The following is a 14,515-nucleotide window of genomic DNA, read 5'->3' as shown; positions in this document are numbered from 1 at the left end:
TTGAGTTGTCCTGTTTGTCATGAATATATGGATGTAAGCCGTTTCCCGTCATGCATGCTTTTCGCCTGTATGTCCTGCAGCTTTCTTTCCTCAAACTGACTCGCCTGAACGCTCCCTGATGTGCCCGGCGAGGATCGTTACGTGCCGCTTTTGCGGCTCCTGCCTGCAAGCCTTTGACGTGCCTGACCTTATCTAGAGCCGCAAAGGAATATAAGCAGTGAAGCGCATTTTCTATGCAATGACCGTTGTATTTGGCTTGTCGCTGACAGGCTGTGTGTCGTTTACGCCCCTGGGGCCGATTGGCGAACCCGTCAGCAAGGCGACAACGACACTGGATCGCGGCGCCGAGATCGGCGATGTGGTGATTTCTGCGCCAGCACTCAATGACAACGTCCGCGCGGCGGGCAGTAAACATCTGACCGAGCAGATCAGTGCGTATGTCGAGAGAAGTGACTACTTCAAAAAGACCGTGGTGTTTCCGGTCAAGGCCGGTGAAGACGACGTCATTCTCAAGTTCAACCTGACGTCACTGGCCGGAAAACGCACCATGCACCCGGCTTATATTCCGGGGTCTGTGTTGACGTTAACCATCTGGATCTGGGCGAACGGGCCGATTTATGTCGACAAGTATGATCTGGCCGGTGAATTGGTGATCGAAGATCGAAATGGCAAGCAACTGGCCAAATCGGTTGAGCAGGTGAAGCTCGACAAGAACGTCGGCCTATGGAATCCCGACTATATGAACACTCGCCTGGGCGCGGCTCAATTGCGCGATCTCATCGCTCAGTTGCTCGCCAGTGCGACCCCTCAACTGCGTAATCCATCCAGGGATCTGGCTGCTCATGAATAAGTTTCTCCTGACCTTACTGCTGTTGGCGAGCAGCACACTGACGGGTTGCATCTCCTACTCCCAGCACAACTTGCCACCCCTTGAACAATGGCCGCCAGTGCAAGCCCGGCAGGAAAAACCCAATGCCTATCTGCACGTGACCACGCAATCGCAGTTCAACGGTGAGCTGTCGGGTTCGGCTGTCAATCAGATCCTGGTGGAAAAGAGTTTGCTGGAGACGTTCAAGGAGTCCGGTCAGTTCCAGAGCGTGACGACCCAGAAAGTCGACTCCAATCTGTACATCACCGCTAACTTGACCAACAACGAACAGGGCAATGTGGCCAGTGCCTTTTTGACTGGATTTACGCTCTTTGTGATTCCCACGACGTTCAGCAATACCTTTACCCTGGAAACAGTGTTCAAGGATTCGGACGGTAAAGTGCTCGGCAAAATCGTGAAGCAGGAAAGCACCCGTACCTGGATGCAGCTCCTGTTGGTCGTCGGTATACCGTTCAATGAGCGCGGAGACGGAGTACTCAAGCACCTGACTCAGAGCACACTGGACGAGGCAGTCAAGCGCAAGTTGATTTGATCGGGCATTGATGGAGAAACGCGTGCTCGGTCAGCGCAAGCGCGGAGCACGCCAGATGTATTTGCAGATTCAGTTCCATAATCGAGGCGCTCGTTCAAGAGTGCCCGCCCATATCTCGCAACCTGTTGATCACGCCTTCAGCGCGCCCTCATCAACGGCAAGCTTCAGCGCCTTGGCAGATTCCATGGCCGCCGCTGCGGCAACGTCTTTGGTCTTGAACCAGCGGTCTTTCTCGACCTGGTGGTAAGTCACGGAAGCCAGCGGCGGCTTGGCGCGCATGACAATGACCGCCTGGAATTCGCCGTCGACGTCTCTGGCTTCGCCCCAAATAAAAAATTCGCCGATATCAAATTCCGTCACGTGCGCCTTCCCTTGGAAATTATTTTGTTGTATTCAACTCGGTCCGCCGAAGGGGCTGAGTTTCAATGGCCGGGCAGTATGGCAGTTGTTGCTTGCCGGTGGCGCAGTTAAGTCATCGGTGTGACGAAACGACAGCGCAGGCAAACACAATCCGGGGTGTCAGAAGCGGGTTTCGAGGTTTCTGGCGAGGGCGCAGGCTTCGTTGTGGTCACCACGGAAACCTCTTACACGACCTGTAGCGGTTTCTTTGATATGGAAAAAACGATTACCCGCCAGAACCACCTGATAACGCAGGTGAGGGCTATAGGTCGGGGTGTTGGTGTGCTGGGCAGGGAGGGTCAGCGTGCTCATATGAATTCCTTTTCTATGGTTTGCCGACGGATACACGTCGCTTTAGGTAGTCTAGGGGCGCATGGCTGCTCTAGAATCGCCTCCACGGGTTGGAGGTTCATGCTTATCTAAAGCAATTTTTTTCTGGCGATATGTCAGAAAAGTGCTTTTTTTAAGGAGTTTTCTCCCTAAAGTAGATAGTCCAGTATTCTCTGGCCGTTAGGAGGGCGATTTCCTTCAGCATCTGACGACCGCCAGGGAAGACGGGAGGATGGGCATTCCAGTAGTCTTTTCCTACCCTGCGATGAAGGAGCTTTCTGCTCGCTTCACGATTTCAGCTTGGGTCATTGTTGCGACATTTTCGGTATGACCGTTTTTCTGCTGCCTGTTTTTTCTGCGGGTAGCGTCATTTTCAGATGTGGGGATGTTTCCTTGGCAGTAAGTAATCTCGATATGCATGCTTTGTTCGTGCTGGGTGATCTGCGCGCAAAGCTGGTCAAGCAGTTTCAATCACGTTTCGTTTACATCACCGAGCAGACCCCTGAAGGTATTTACGTTGCCGAGATCGACACCGAGTCGGCACTGGTGGTGGACGACAAGCCTCGCCTGGAGCTCAAAGTCGGCGATCATTTCCGCGCGGCGGTATTGCCGAGTCGCGAAGGTGGCAAATTCGAAATCAAGTTTCGCGAGATCAAACTGACGGTCTACGGCCTCGGTGATTACGCGTTCGTGACCACGGCAGATGGCCATGCCATTCTGTTCAAGGAAGGCCATAGCGTAGTGACGGTGTTTGCCGCTCACCAACAGCTGCAGGAAGGCCTGACCAAAACCTTGAAAGCGGTGACCGGCAAAGCTGCCAAGTGGCGCAAGGGCGAACTCACGACGTTCAAGGCCAGCGAATAAATGAGCCTGTCCCGGGCCGACTTCCATGAGCAAAACCTCGACAGTGCTCGTGCACAAGCCCAGCGCCTGTTCGCTCAAAAGGCTGTTCTGCAAGGCGCCTGGCTAAGCTGGGTGGCATCACAGATCTACACCTTGCGTCCGGCGGAATACGCCAGCATGGTGCGAAGGGAGTTGCAGCACTTGCAGGACTCTTCTGAAAGTTGATCGTTGGACCTCGAACGCACAAACCTCTACTACAGTCAGTTGACTGAGTATTCGCAGGTGCGCGGCCTTTGTGCGCAAAGCCGTCCTGCCATGGCTGTGAACAGCACGAGGTGTAATGCATGAAAGGTTTTCGACTGCTGCTGGGAAGTCTGCTAACCACTGTTGGTCTGTTGGTGTCGCCCGTGACCGTAACGGCCGCCCCGGTGCCGATCCACTTCGCTGATCTGAACTGGGAAAGCGGCAGTCTGATCACCGACATTTTGCGGATCATTGTCGAGAAGGGTTACGGCCTGCCGACCGATACCTTGCCGGGCACCACCATCACCCTGGAAACCGCGCTGGCCAACAATGACATTCAGGTCATTGGCGAAGAGTGGGCCGGTCGCAGTCCGGTCTGGGTCAAGGCCGAGGCTGAAGGCAAGGTGGCGAGTATCGGCGATACGGTCAAAGGCGCAACCGAAGGCTGGTGGGTGCCGGAATACGTGATCAAGGGCGATCCGGCCAAAGGTATCAAGCCATTGGCGCCGGACTTGCGCAGCGTGTCGGACCTGCCGCGCTACAAGGATGTCTTCAGCGATCCGGAAAGCCCCGGCAAAGGCCGTTTTCTCAATAGCCCGATCGGCTGGACCTCGGAAGTGGTCAACAAGCAGAAGCTCAAGGCCTATGGCCTGACGGACAGCTATGTGAACTTTCGCAGCGGTTCCGGCGCGGCGCTGGACGCAGAGATCACCTCGTCCATTCGCCGTGGCAAACCGGTGCTGTTTTATTACTGGTCGCCAACCCCGTTGCTCGGGCGCTTCAAGCTGATTCAGCTGGAAGAGCCTCCGTTCGATGCCGAGGCCTGGAAAACCCTGACCGATGCCGATAATCCCGATCCGAAACCAACACGTTCGCTGCCCTCGAAACTGTCGATTGGGGTGTCTGCACCGTTTCAGAAACAGTATCCGCAGGTGACTGCGTTTTTCAGCAAGGTTGATCTGCCTATCGGGCCTCTGAACAAGGCCCTGGCCGAAATCAGCGAGAATCACACAGCGCCGCGCCAGGCTGCCGAGGCCTTCATGAAGGCGCACCCGGAAGTCTGGCGGGTGTGGCTGTCCAAGGATGTCGCAGACAAGGTGTCTGCCGGTCTGTAGTACAGCGAATCGATTAATGAGCGGTCAGGGTTCAGGCGAATTCCATGCGGCGTGACTGCAACATTGCCGTGGAACAACGCACTGACAAAAACTCTGGTCTAGGCTGTTCCTTCTGCCATCGATTCCCGGAACCCCGCTCATGACGTTTGTGCTTGCTCAATGGATCGTCGTCGCGTTTGTGCTGATCAGCCTGATTCATCTTTATTGGGCGCTCGGCGGCCGTTGGGCCAGTGACGCCGTGGTGCCACAGGTACAAGACGGTGCAGAGGAAGGGCTGCGGCCGGCTTTCAAACCTTCTGCACTGGGAACCCTGGCGGTAGCCGTCGGGTTGCTGCTGATAGCCTTGATGGTGTGCCTGAGGGTCGGCCTGTTTGTGCCGGCAGTCGGGCACTGGTCGCTGCAATGGCTGATCAGCGCAATTGCCTTGCTGATGTTTGCCCGCGCGATTGGTGATTCGAACCTGGTCGGTTTTTTCAAGGAAAAGGCCGGGTCGAAGTTCGCGCGCCTCGACACCTGGGCCTATTCACCGTTGTGTGTGGTACTGGGGGTGGGGTTGTTGTCTGTGGCGTGGGGGTGAGTTCTTTTTTCACTACCAAAAGCGTCAGGATCGCAGCCTTCGGCAGCTCTTGCACAGGTCGCGTAAACCATCAGTTTTTGGGCCCCGGGCTGACGGTCGCATTGCTCCAGGCGGTTTGCAGTTGCTCGTTCAGGAGTGCCGGTACGGTTTTGTCCGGCTGTTTCTCCAGGCTGACTTTCAGGCCATTGAGTGAGCGGCCACTGAGGCGATTGCCCGCCAGGTCTTCACGGAACACCCGCTCGGCTTGGACGTATTGCCCCTGGGCCAGCAACGCATAACCCAACGACTCGCGCAATGTGTAATACCAGTCCGGCGGCTCGTTGTAGTTGAGCGCATCCTGGATTTGCACAGCCTTGCGCCAGGCCGCGATGATCTGCGCATTGTTGTCACCCTCGAGGGCTCGGAGGTCGGCGCTTAACCCCTGTTTTTGATCCTTGCCGAACACCTCTGTGCTGGCGCCTCTGAGTGCCGCGATATCGAGTGTTCCATGGCTGCTGCCCTGAGCTTTGTTAAGCAGGATCAGGTTGGCAATGCGCAACAGCTCCACGGCTTTATTACTGCCATACCTCAAGTCCGGATTCGCGCTCAAGGCTGCGTTGACAGCCTGCCAATAACCGTTGAAGGCATCACGAGCAGCGTTGCCGTCGAGGCCGTCGGCGCTCAGTTTTTGATAGGCGCTGGCGTAAGCCGCCATGACCTGAGTGTAAGGCGCGGTCAACGGTTTCCACGGGGCAGGGCTGTTTTTGGTCGCCGCCGTGCAGGTTTGATTGATGGTTTCCAGGCCGGCCTTTATTTTCGGTTCGATCCGTTTCAGGGCATCCCAGTCTTCGAAGCGCACGGCGAAGTAATAGGGCACAGCGTAGAAGTAGTCGGACTTGGTGGCGATCTCCTGGGGGTACTGCTTGCAGAGGAAATCCAGAGCGGCGTAGCGGGTGGTGTTTTCCACCAACTCTTCGGCCATGTTCAGCGCTTCGTTCTGGCGCCCTTCGATGGATAACGTCCAGGTCAGGAAGTGAATGTTGTGCCCCAGGTAGTGCAGCGGGTACGGGCTTTGCAGGTCAACCTGATGGGTGTAGGCGCGGTCGACCGATACCGCCGTGTAGTTGGCGACGCTGGCCAGGGCATTGTTGCCGGTGCGCTGGTAGATGTGTGAAGCCATGTGCACCAGGTGACCGATCGCCGGGTTCTGGTCGCGAAAGCGCTCGGCCATGGGCAGGCCGCTGGCGGGGAATGGCGATTCTTCAATGGCATGGATATAGAAGTGGTTGGCGCCGGTGTGCAGTTTGTCCTGCACCAGCACCCGGTTGAGCACTTGTAGTGCCTCGTAGGCGGCGGAAGTGGGTTTGACTTCATCGGACACCGCTTCATCGCCCTCCCACCATTTCCAGGGACTGAGGTTGAGCAGGGCGTCGGCATACAGCGTGGCGGCGTCAAGGTCGTCGAAATAGTTTTCCGACAAGGATTTCATCGCGTCGGCGTAGCGCCGCTTGCCTTCGTCGGGCAGGCTGAGCTTACCGTCCTTCTCGCTGTAGAGCGTCAGGAACGCCTTGGCGTAATCGACTTCGCGCTGCAATTGCCGTTCGCTGAAGCGCTCTTTGGCGACTGGGTCCTTGAGGCGAGTTGTGGCGTTGTCCAGGGCTATTTGTGCCGAGCGGTAGGCCAGTCGATCACAGTCAGTGGTGGCGTCGCTGTTGATGTTGGAGTTGGCCGACAGCGCGATGCCCCAATAGGGCATTGCCGCGCCTTCATCGAAACGGCTGGCCTGGTAGAGCGCTCGAATAGCCTCGGAAAAATTGAAGCCGTATTGCAAGGCGATGCCCTGGCTGTAGAAGGCTTCGACCTGATCGGCGTCTTTGAGACTGACCAGTGGATAGCGTGTGCCACCGAGTCCTGAGAGCAGGTGAGCGTTGTCGGTGTCCTGCTGGCTGACGCACTGATGCAGCACCTCCAGATACGGCATGTCGGGTGGTGCGGGAGCAAAGCTTTTCAGGTTCTCGGTCGCGCCGTGGCCCAGGGTGTGGGCCTGGGCAACGGGAAGTCCGGCCAGTAGCAGATTGCCAATCAGGGTGGCGCGCAGAAGGCCAGGTACGTCCATGAGGCGGTTGCTCCTTGAGTCCACATTTGCAGGTGGACAGCGAAATCCGTTCGCGTCGAAGTATTGTTGAACTTCGCGGGAATGCCAGTTAGCTATCACGCTGTTACTGTGCAGCCATCCATTAATCGCCTGCCTGGTATTTACGTTGATTGTCCAGAATCACCCGTCCCCACGGACGGTAGCGCAAGTCGAATACGGCTGTCGGATGGCAGCCATTCGAGGTGGCGTCCGGGGTTGCCGGTTCAGCGCGGAACGGCTGGCCTTCGGCGCTGAGCTGACGGAATGCTTCACGCACGATACCGACCGAGCAGGGCAGTGCGCTGGCGTAACTGTTGCGCACCACCGGCGGCAAGCGTCCCGTGCCGACGCCGTCCTGCCACCAGACCTGAATCCCGTTGCTGGCCAGCTCGCCCAGCCAGTCTGCATTGACCTGCGGCGCGAGTTTGCCGGCACTGAAGGCGCTGATGTGCAGCGGCGCGTCGAGTTGGCGGGCGAAGCTCTGGAGTTGCCGTTGCAGTTGCTCGCGCCTGTCGACAGCGGTGAAGTGCGCGTCATCCAGTTCCAGCGGCAAGTACCAGCCGCTGACGGGCAATTTCCAGTCCTTGCGCAGTTTTTGCTGCTGGGCCAGTGACTGCCCAAGTTGCGCTTGCCAGTAGGATGCCAGCCCGGCGCTGTCGAGCTGGTCGATACGCTGGTAATACGCCGGGTCCATGGACAGCCCGAGCACCAGTTTCAAGCCCAGCGCCTGAGCCAGGCGCAGACTGTTGGCGAGCCAGCCGCTGGCTCCGCCAAAGGCCGAGTCACCGTACGCCGTCCACTGCACGATGACGGTGGTCGCGCCTTGTTCGGCGCTGGCTTGCCAGACCTGTTGCCATTGCGCCTGACTCAGGCTGGCGTCGACATTCAACGGTTGATAGAAAATCCGCTCATCAGCGCAGAGCTGTTGGCTACCCAGCATGAGCAAGCAGAGAACAAGCATCAGTCGACTCATCAGAAGTTCAACTCCACGCCCAGCAGCACGCCATTGCCACCTTCATACAAATTGCCGCCCAGCGATTGCTGATACTCGGTGCGCACGGTCAGGTGCGCGCGGTAGGCGTTGTAAGTGTCGTCGTCGAACCACCATTGCCAACGCAGGCCGAGACCGGTGCGCAGGTCCTGGCGCCAGTCGTTGTTCGGGTCCTGACTGGCAAACTCGAGGAAGCCATACGGCATGAGGGTTTGCGCGCTGTTGAACGGTAGCTTCCAGGCGTGCCCTTGCTGGAAGCGCGACAGCCATTGATGGTCACCGGCCTTGGTCCACCATGCCGCATCGAGGTAGAGAAAACGTTCCTCCCAGTCGCTTTCATCGATGCGCCAGTCGTTGCGGAAGCGGCCTTGATCGAGGAACGAGGCGGTGGTGCGCAGTAAATAATCGGTGCTGGTGTGGCCGTCTTTACGGTGGTCGTTGAGCTGGTCCCAGAGCTGATTCGGGTTGAGAAACTCACCCAGATTCAGGCCTTGCTTGTTCTGATCGTCGAAGGTGTTCTGTTTGTAGACCTCGGCGTAGAAGTTGATGTTCGCCGTACCCCAGGGTTTGTAGCGCAGGCCCAGGCCCGTGCCGACGGATTCTGCGTAACTGGAGCGGCCAGTGCCGCCCAGCAATGCCCGGCCATACACCGACAGTGTGCTGCCGGCGCGGCTGGGCTCATCACCCAGGGCATGGTCCCACATGGCGACCTGCACATTTTGCGAGGCGGCGTGACGGGCAGTGCCTTGGGTGTTGTCGGGGCGCAGGATGTCGTTGGTCGAAACCCCGGCCGGCGACCAGGTGCTGGCGAGGGTCACGCTGTCGCGTCTGGACAGGGTTTCATGGGCGCGACGTTGGCGATAACGGCGCGCTTCGAGGCTGTCGCTGTCGTCGCCCACCGGATTTTGCTCCAGATCGATGACCCGGCGTAGCTCTTTGCGCGCCGAGGCGCTGTCTTCGACTTCGTCGTAGCGCCAGGCCAGGGTCTCGCCGAGGTTATAGTCCTCGGGGAAGTTGTGGGTGGCGGTTTGCAGGTAGGGGATCGCGCTGGCGCGCTCTTGGCGGGTTTCGGCCCCGGCCAGGCGCATGCCGTAGTCGGCGCTGTAGCGTGGGTTATTCGGGTCGCGGTGTACCGCTTCGGCCAGCCATACCGTGCTTTGCGGCAAATCTTCGGCCTTTTGCGCGGTCACCGAAGCGCCATAAAAGTGCCCGGCGTCAGGGGATTGCTGCAACGCCTGACGTTGACGCTCAAGGGCCAGTACGTTATTGCCCCGGGCTTGGGCGATGGCCGCGCCGAGGGCCCATTCGTTGCTGCCGCGAGTGTGGCTTTGCTGCCAATAGCGTTCAGCGTCGTCGGTGTCGCCGACGGTCAATGCGCTGCGGCTGGCAGTGAGACGGGCGTTCTCGGTGAGCTGGCTGTCCGGCACGCTGCGCCAGATACGCAAGGCGCCGGCGGAGTCGCCAGCGGCCTCCAGGGCGTAGGCCAGCGGTAAGCGACTGCCGCGATCACCGAGTTTCTCCGCGTTCTGGTAATAGACCGCCGCCTCACCTGGCAGGTTGGGCAAAGTGCAGCGACCCAGGGCGCGGAATTCTCCGGCTTCTTTGGGTTGTGCACCGATAGCCTGACGTACCGCGTCGCACTGACCGTTCTCTGCCAGTTGTCCGAGCAATTGGCCGCGCGTCGCGGCGTCGACCCGATTCAACAGCAAGGCCATGCGTTTTTGCTGAGCGGGGGTTGTCGTCGACGACGAGCCATAGAGCCCGGCCAGACGTTGCAACATGGCCGCCGGCAAACGTGCGTCGTGGCGGTCAAAGGCGTCTTCCAGCAATTGCTGCGCATGATCACGCTGGCCATTGTTGAGCGCCAGGTAGGTGGCTTGATTGAGTGAGTCAAGATTGCCGGTCTGCTGGTAATGCCGTTCCCACAGGGTGGCCGCTTCGCCGTTCCGGCCCAGCGCCTGAAGCAGTTCGGCACGGCGTTTCAGCACATCGGCGGTTTGCGGTTGGCTGGCGAGCCAGGCCATGACTTTGTCGCTCTGGCCCTGTTGCTGCCAGATATCGAGCAAGCGTTCGCGGCGTTTACTGTCCCAGGGTTCGGGCAGACGCTGGTTTTGCAGCAGTTCGGTGGCCTGAAGGCGTTGTGCGAGAACCAGCCAGGTCTGTGGATCAGCGCTGGGCGAGCAACCACGTAATTGGGCAAGCGCGGCGTGCGGGTCGCGAGGCGACAGCCATTCTGCGGTTTCCAGGCACGGGCGCTGCAACTCGCCGCTCAAGCGTTGCACGGCCTGCGTGTCGCCGGTTTGCCGTGCCAGTTCCCACAGTCGTTGGCGCTGGGCCGGGTCGGCAAGGTCGCCGGCCGGCAGTGATTGCATCCAGCGTTGAGCCTGTTGGAGATGGCCCATGGCAACCGCTCGGTCGACCATCGCCAGCCGCACCTTGCGTGCCGCTTCCGGGGTTGGCGCCTGTTGCAACAGATCTTCCAAAGGCTGTTCTTCGAGACGTTGCACATAGGCGTTGGCCAGTCGTTGCCAATCTTCGGCGTCCAGTTGTTTGCGCGCGGCCAGAGGTGCCAACTCCTGGATGACACCGTCCCAGTTACGCAATTGCTCGGCCCAGTTGGCACGAGCCAGGTGCAGGACATTGTCGTCGCCCTGGATGGGCAGGTGGGCAAGCCAGTCATAGGCACGGGCCGCGCCGCTCTGTTTGGCCAAGCTCAAACTGTAGGCCTGCCAAAGACGGACCCGCTGATTCGCAGGGCTGTTGGCGATCCAGCTTTCGACTTCCCCGGCCGAGGGCGGATCCTGTTCGATCCAGGTCAGGCGCAGTTCGAGCAGGGTGTCACTGTTGCCTGGGGTATCTGGCAGGGCCTGCACCGCGTCCTTGTATCGATGCTGTTTGGCCAGGGACTCGACCAGCATTGCACGGGTTTCTTCGTTGTTGGGCACCTCCGTCAGCAGGTGGCGCATCAGCCGTTCGACTTCACTCCAGTTACCTTTTTTCGCTTCGCGGTAGCTGCGGTCCATGTACGGGAAACTGCGGAACTGCTCGAAATCGCTCAGCGGCGCCGCGTCAACCCAACTGGCAGCGCTCAGGCCAAGCAACAGGCTGGCGAGCACCAGTTGCTGACAAGTACCCGGCCTCATGCGACCTCCCGGGCAATGCGGAAAGCTGCTTGTTGTTCCGTCGATTGCTCGGCCAGTGCCTGTTGCAGAATCTCCGGGGTGATCATGCCGCGTTCGATCAGGTGATCGCCCAGCGACATGCGCTCGGCATCGAAGTCGATCAGCGCCTGATTGAACAGTGTTGTCGGGACCATGCCACGCACTTGCAGCAGGTTGCCGAGCAATACCTGGTGATGGCCTACGCGCTCCAGCAGGGCTTCATCATCCTGATGACGCTCAAGCATTTGCAGCATGTGACGGACATCCTCGTTTTGCAGCGCGCTGGGGTACCAGTAGCGAATACCCAGCGTGACTCGGCCCTGCGGTGCCAGGCGGCAGCGAACCGGGCGTTTCAATTGACGGCTGATGGCCCCCAGCGAAACCTGACTGACCGGACCTTCGGAGGCCAGCACCAGGGTTGTGCCTTCTTCTGCGACCGGCAACACGCCGTAGTGGGTGGCGACTTTGCGTGGCACACGGTCGATCAGCTGTTTGTCGAGCTTGAACGGATTGAGTGGCGCCCACTCCAGATCCAGTTGCTCGGCCAGGGTTTCGACCAGTTGGGTGCTGTTGATGTGCTCGCGCAGCAGCAGTTCATGACCGAGGCGACGACGCACCGGGTTGGTGATCGCCGCTTCCAGTTGCTCCTCGGTCAGCAGGCCTTTTTCTACCAGTCGATGGCCCAGCGGTGTGCGTTGGGCCTTGGCCAGTGCCGGGAACTCGTGGGTAGTCTTGTCCCAGGCCACGCGGCGCGAGTCGCCCATCGCCATGACCTGGCGCAGGGCGCGCAGGTTGGCGAAGAAATTCACGAAGTTGCTCCACATCATCCGTGGCGCCGACAGCAAGCCCTGACCCAGACCGTAGAAACGGGTGACGAACCAGGCGCGCTGGAACAGACGGTTGAGCAGCATCAGGCCGTTGAGCCAAAGCAGCGCTGAAAGCAGGACACTGTCCGAGAGAATCGACGGGAAGCGCCAGGCGTCCGGTGAAATCAGGGTGACCAGCCACATTGCCAGCAGCACCAGAAACAGCAGGTTGACCATAAAACTCAGCAGATAGGCGATGAGTCCTCGACGGTCGCGCCAGAGGAAATAGTTCAGCAAGCCTTGGGGGCTCCAGCCGAGGTTTTTGGTGCCCTGGAACACGATGCCGACAATCCAGCGCGATTTCTGCCGGATCGCGTGCTGCAAATCGCGCGGAAAGTGTTCGCGTACGCAAATGACCTGGGAGAACGCGCGGTTCATACCCACGACCCACTTCTGCTCCAGCGCCAGTTTCGGGTCGGTGACCGAGTAGCGGGCGAAGATGCACTTCATGCCTTTTTGCTTGAGGCGGAAACCGATGTCGTAGTCTTCGGTCAGGCTCTGCACGTCGAAGGCGATGCCATCACCGTCCTCCAGCAGGGCGCTGATCGCCTTGCGGCTGAAACAGGTGCCGACGCCGGCGCTTGGCACCTGTCCGGTCAGCGCCTCGCGCACGATGACGTCCTTGCCGTGGTTCTCGGCGAATTCATCGACATAGTGCCCGGCGGTGAAACCGTTCCACTCCGGCGCGTAAGGGTAGACCGGAATCTGGATCAGGTCCTTGCTCGGCAGCAGGTAGTTGAAGAGGCGCAACTCCATCGGCGAAATCACGTCTTCGGCGTCGTGCAGGATGAACCCGGCGAATTCGATTTTGGCTTCGCTTTCAAAGCGCAAAATCGCGTCGATGATGTTGTTCAGACAGTCGGCTTTGCTGGTCGGGCCGGGGCGGGCGCAGACCACTTTGTGTACGTTGGGATAGTGCCGGCATACGGCATCGACGTCGGCCTGGGTCTCGGCGTCGTTGGGGTAGGTGCCGACGAAGATCTGGTAGTTCTCGTAGTCGAGGGTCGAGGCCGCGAGCCGGGCCATTTCACCGACCACGCCGACTTCGTTCCACGCCGGAACCATGATCGCCAGGGGTTTCTCGGGGATCTCATAGAGTCGCTGTTCATCGGCACGCTTGAACTTTTCGTAGATCCGCCAGCGCCGGATCAACTTGCGGCTCCAGTACATCAGGTCGATGAACAGGTCATCCAGCCCCAGCACGAACATCAACAAGGCCAGGGTGATCGCAAGGTATTTCAGGCCAAACAGTACGTATGCAAAGAAATCGACAAACGCCAGGCTCATAACGGGCTACTCGCCGAGTGCGCGCTCAACCAGGTGCAGAGACGTTTGGCGATACGTTCACTGGCGTGCCCATCACCATAAGGGCTGTGGATGCGGCTCATGCGTTTGTAGGTGGCCTCGTCATCGAGTAGCTGGCTGGCTTCTTTGACGATCTTCGTGGTGTCGGTACCCACCAGCAACACGGTGCCACCTTCGAGCACCGATGGCCGCTCGGTTACATCGCGCAACACCAGCAACGGTTTACCAATGGCGGGGGCTTCCTCCTGGATGCCACCGGAGTCGGTCAGGATGATGTGTGCCCGGCCCATCAGCCAGACGAAATGCTGATAGTTCTGGGGCGCGATCAGATAGATGTTCGGCTTGTCCGAAAGCATGTCATACACGGCGTTTTGCACCCGCGGATTCAGATGCACCGGGTAGACGAACTGGACATCGGGATAGCGCAGGGCCAGGTCAGCCAGGGCCTGGCAGATATTGCGAAAGCCTTCGCCGAAGTTTTCCCGACGGTGGCCGGTGATCAGCACTATGCGCCGATTGTCGTCGAGCATTGCCAGCGGGGAGCCGGCGGCGGGGTGCCAGTGGATTTCCTGCTGATGGGTACGCATCCACAACAGTGCATCGATCACTGTGTTACCGGTGATCTCGATGCTTTCCAGCGGCACACCTTCACGCAGCAGGTTGTCCTGGGCGTTACGGGTCGGTGAAAAGTGCAGGTCGGCAATCACCCCGGTCAGGCGTCGGTTGGCTTCTTCCGGCCACGGTGCGCGCAGGTTGCCGGTGCGCAGACCTGCCTCGACGTGGCCGATTGGCAAGTGACGATAAAAGGCGGCGAGGGCGGCGATGAAGCTGGTGGTGGTATCGCCGTGTACCAGCACGATGTCTGGATGCAGGCGTTCATAACTTTTATCCAGGTTCATCAGCAGTTGCTGGGACAAGCCGTTGAGAGACTGGCCCTGGGTCATCACTTGCAAGTTTTCATCGACCGTCAACTCGAACGAGTCGAGCACTTGTTTGAGCATCTCCAGGTGCTGGCCAGTGGAACAGATGTTCAGCTCGATACCAGGCCACTGACGCAGAACTCTGGCCAGCGGGGCCATCTTGATGGCCTCCGGCCGAGTACCGAAAACCATCATGACTTTGAACGACATTGCCCCTCCCGAACCGATACG

General features: G+C 59.1%; 14 protein-coding genes. 6 read left to right on the top strand and 8 right to left on the bottom strand.

Annotation, left to right across the window (positions count from 1 at the left end; all coding sequences use genetic code 11):
* The first annotated feature begins 238 nt into the window (after positions 1-238).
* Together FPT12_RS03855 and FPT12_RS03850 are read left to right on the top strand one after the other, a co-directional pair.
* Positions 239-850, top strand: a complete 612-nt coding sequence (locus FPT12_RS03855) for a hypothetical protein (RefSeq protein WP_371922486.1) — start codon at positions 239-241, stop codon at positions 848-850.
* A complete protein-coding gene (locus tag FPT12_RS03850; protein ID WP_145014715.1) occupies positions 843-1,421 on the top strand; it encodes a hypothetical protein in 579 nt (192 codons plus the stop codon). The genes FPT12_RS03855 and FPT12_RS03850 overlap by 8 nt, the downstream gene beginning before the upstream one ends.
* Before the next feature lie 129 nt (positions 1,422-1,550).
* Here FPT12_RS03850 and FPT12_RS03845 read toward each other — a convergent pair whose 3' ends face one another.
* From FPT12_RS03845 to FPT12_RS27585, 3 genes are all read right to left on the bottom strand, one after another.
* Positions 1,551-1,781, bottom strand: coding sequence for a hypothetical protein (locus tag FPT12_RS03845; protein ID WP_145014714.1), 231 nt, complete (start codon positions 1,779-1,781; stop codon positions 1,551-1,553).
* Between the two features lie 159 nt (positions 1,782-1,940).
* Positions 1,941-2,132, bottom strand: a complete 192-nt coding sequence (locus FPT12_RS03840) for a hypothetical protein (RefSeq protein WP_145014713.1) — start codon at positions 2,130-2,132, stop codon at positions 1,941-1,943.
* A 273-nt stretch (positions 2,133-2,405) separates the two neighbouring features.
* Entirely contained in the window at positions 2,406-2,570 is a 165-nt protein-coding gene (locus FPT12_RS27585; RefSeq protein WP_019691004.1) for a hypothetical protein, read from the bottom strand.
* Here FPT12_RS27585 and FPT12_RS03835 point away from each other — a divergent pair.
* The 4 genes from FPT12_RS03835 to FPT12_RS03820 all read left to right on the top strand — a co-directional run bounded on the left by FPT12_RS03835 (position 2,544) and on the right by FPT12_RS03820 (position 4,928).
* A complete protein-coding gene (locus tag FPT12_RS03835) occupies positions 2,544-3,014 on the top strand; it encodes a hypothetical protein (protein WP_371922481.1) in 471 nt (156 codons plus the stop codon). The genes FPT12_RS27585 and FPT12_RS03835 overlap by 27 nt on opposite strands.
* Positions 3,015-3,218, top strand: a complete 204-nt coding sequence (locus FPT12_RS03830; protein ID WP_123583364.1) for a hypothetical protein — start codon at positions 3,015-3,017, stop codon at positions 3,216-3,218.
* Between the two features lie 119 nt (positions 3,219-3,337).
* Positions 3,338-4,351: an ABC transporter substrate-binding protein gene (locus FPT12_RS03825; protein WP_145014712.1), complete on the top strand. Its 1,014-nt coding sequence runs from the start codon at positions 3,338-3,340 to the stop codon at positions 4,349-4,351.
* Between the two features lie 139 nt (positions 4,352-4,490).
* Positions 4,491-4,928 carry a DUF3995 domain-containing protein gene (locus tag FPT12_RS03820; protein WP_145014711.1) on the top strand — a complete coding sequence of 146 codons (438 nt, stop codon included), beginning with the start codon at positions 4,491-4,493 and terminating at the stop codon, positions 4,926-4,928.
* A gap of 70 nt (positions 4,929-4,998) precedes the next feature.
* Here the strand turns inward: FPT12_RS03820 and FPT12_RS03815 are convergent, their stop codons facing one another.
* The 5 genes from FPT12_RS03815 to wecB all read right to left on the bottom strand — a co-directional run bounded on the left by FPT12_RS03815 (position 4,999) and on the right by wecB (position 14,494).
* Entirely contained in the window at positions 4,999-7,023 is a 2,025-nt protein-coding gene (locus FPT12_RS03815; protein ID WP_145014710.1) for a hypothetical protein, read from the bottom strand.
* Between the two features lie 121 nt (positions 7,024-7,144).
* Complete coding sequence (locus FPT12_RS03810) at positions 7,145-8,014, bottom strand: DUF4434 family protein (protein ID WP_145014709.1); 870 nt, start codon at positions 8,012-8,014, stop codon at positions 7,145-7,147.
* Complete coding sequence (locus FPT12_RS03805) at positions 8,014-11,175, bottom strand: phage receptor (protein ID WP_145014708.1); 3,162 nt, start codon at positions 11,173-11,175, stop codon at positions 8,014-8,016. Before FPT12_RS03805 ends, FPT12_RS03810 begins: the two co-directional genes overlap by 1 nt.
* Positions 11,172-13,346 carry a cyclic di-3',5'-guanylate-activated glycosyltransferase NrfB gene (gene nrfB / locus FPT12_RS03800; RefSeq protein ID WP_145014707.1) on the bottom strand — a complete coding sequence of 725 codons (2,175 nt, stop codon included), beginning with the start codon at positions 13,344-13,346 and terminating at the stop codon, positions 11,172-11,174. Before nrfB ends, FPT12_RS03805 begins: the two co-directional genes overlap by 4 nt.
* Positions 13,343-14,494, bottom strand: a complete 1,152-nt coding sequence (gene wecB / locus FPT12_RS03795) for a non-hydrolyzing UDP-N-acetylglucosamine 2-epimerase (RefSeq protein WP_145014706.1) — start codon at positions 14,492-14,494, stop codon at positions 13,343-13,345. The genes nrfB and wecB overlap by 4 nt, the downstream gene beginning before the upstream one ends.
* Positions 14,495-14,515 lie beyond the last annotated feature (21 nt).

The organism is Pseudomonas sp. H3(2019) (assembly GCF_007713465.1).
Lineage (GTDB): Bacteria > Pseudomonadota > Gammaproteobacteria > Pseudomonadales > Pseudomonadaceae > Aquipseudomonas.
This window is presented reverse-complemented; position numbering and strand designations above follow the sequence as displayed.

Excerpts from the sequence above, each read along its gene's own strand:
- FPT12_RS03830 (WP_123583364.1), top strand. The coding sequence starts at position 3,015 with ATGAGCCTGTCCCGGGCCGACTTCCATGAGCAAAACCTCGACAGTGCT.
- FPT12_RS03815 (WP_145014710.1), bottom strand. The coding sequence starts at position 7,023 with ATGGACGTACCTGGCCTTCTGCGCGCCACCCTGATTGGCAATCTGCTA.
- FPT12_RS03855 (WP_371922486.1), top strand. The coding sequence starts at position 239 with ATGACCGTTGTATTTGGCTTGTCGCTGACAGGCTGTGTGTCGTTTACG.
- FPT12_RS03825 (WP_145014712.1), top strand. The coding sequence starts at position 3,338 with ATGAAAGGTTTTCGACTGCTGCTGGGAAGTCTGCTAACCACTGTTGGT.
- FPT12_RS03850 (WP_145014715.1), top strand. The coding sequence starts at position 843 with ATGAATAAGTTTCTCCTGACCTTACTGCTGTTGGCGAGCAGCACACTG.
- FPT12_RS03810 (WP_145014709.1), bottom strand. The coding sequence starts at position 8,014 with ATGAGTCGACTGATGCTTGTTCTCTGCTTGCTCATGCTGGGTAGCCAA.
- nrfB (WP_145014707.1), bottom strand. The coding sequence starts at position 13,346 with ATGAGCCTGGCGTTTGTCGATTTCTTTGCATACGTACTGTTTGGCCTG.
- FPT12_RS03805 (WP_145014708.1), bottom strand. The coding sequence starts at position 11,175 with ATGAGGCCGGGTACTTGTCAGCAACTGGTGCTCGCCAGCCTGTTGCTT.
- FPT12_RS27585 (WP_019691004.1), bottom strand. The coding sequence starts at position 2,570 with ATGCATATCGAGATTACTTACTGCCAAGGAAACATCCCCACATCTGAA.
- wecB (WP_145014706.1), bottom strand. The coding sequence starts at position 14,494 with ATGTCGTTCAAAGTCATGATGGTTTTCGGTACTCGGCCGGAGGCCATC.
- FPT12_RS03820 (WP_145014711.1), top strand. The coding sequence starts at position 4,491 with ATGACGTTTGTGCTTGCTCAATGGATCGTCGTCGCGTTTGTGCTGATC.
- FPT12_RS03840 (WP_145014713.1), bottom strand. The coding sequence starts at position 2,132 with ATGAGCACGCTGACCCTCCCTGCCCAGCACACCAACACCCCGACCTAT.